Source organism: Streptosporangium sp. G12, from assembly GCF_052983175.1.
On the sequence record NZ_JBRIQO010000100.1, the window covers coordinates 1 to 874 of the forward strand.

The window sequence follows — 874 nt, forward strand, 5'->3', positions numbered from 1 at the left end:
CGCTGGAGCAGCACGGCCACCACGATGATCAGGCCCTTGGCCACCAGCTGGTCGCTGGTGTTGAGCCCGTTGAGGATGAACAGGTTCGTGATCACGGTGAAGATCAGCAGACCCAGGATCGACCCGATGATCGATCCGCGCCCGCCGGTCAGCAGCGTGCCGCCGATGATGACCGCGGCGATCGCGTCCAGCTCGTACAGATCCCCGTGCGTGGAGGACCCCGTCGTGGTCCTGGCCATGATCAGCACCGCCGCGATGCCGCAGCACAACCCCGACAGCGCGTACAGCATCACGGTGTGGCGGCGCACGTCGATGCCGGCCAGCCGGGCCGCCTCGGGGTTACCGCCCACCGCGTAGGTGCGCCGGCCGAAGGTGGTGCGGTTCAACAGCACCCACCCGGCGATCACCACCAGCGCGAAGATGTAGACCAGCACCGGGATGCCCAGCACCCGGCTGGTCGACAGCTCCACGATCATCTCGTTGCCCTGCTGCACCAGCTGGGTGCGCCGGTCCGACATCCGCTGCGCCAGACCGCGGGCGGCCACCAGCATCGCCAATGTGGCGATGAACGGCACCATCCGCCCATAGGAGATCAGCAGTCCGTTGACCAGGCCCGCGCCGGTGCCGACCAGCACCGCGCACAGGATCATCACGAACGGGCCGTAGGACTGGGTGGCCAGCGTGGTCGCCCACACCGACGCCAGCGCCATGATCGCGCCCACCGACAGGTCGATGCCCCCACCGATGATCACAAACGTCATGCCGACGGTGATCACCCCGATGGTCGCGGCCAGCGACAGGATGCTCACCATGTTGGAGGTCGTGGCGAAGGTGTCGGGCACCGTGACCAGACCCACCACGGCCAGCAGCACCA

At 67.6% G+C, this 874-nt stretch carries 1 protein-coding gene; it reads right to left on the reverse strand.

Annotation, left to right across the window (positions count from 1 at the left end):
* Window positions 1-761: ABC transporter permease subunit (locus ACVCAG_RS45770; protein ID WP_440089941.1), on the reverse strand; the 761-nt coding region annotated here is incomplete at its 3' end.
* Window positions 762-874: the final 113 nt, after the last annotated feature.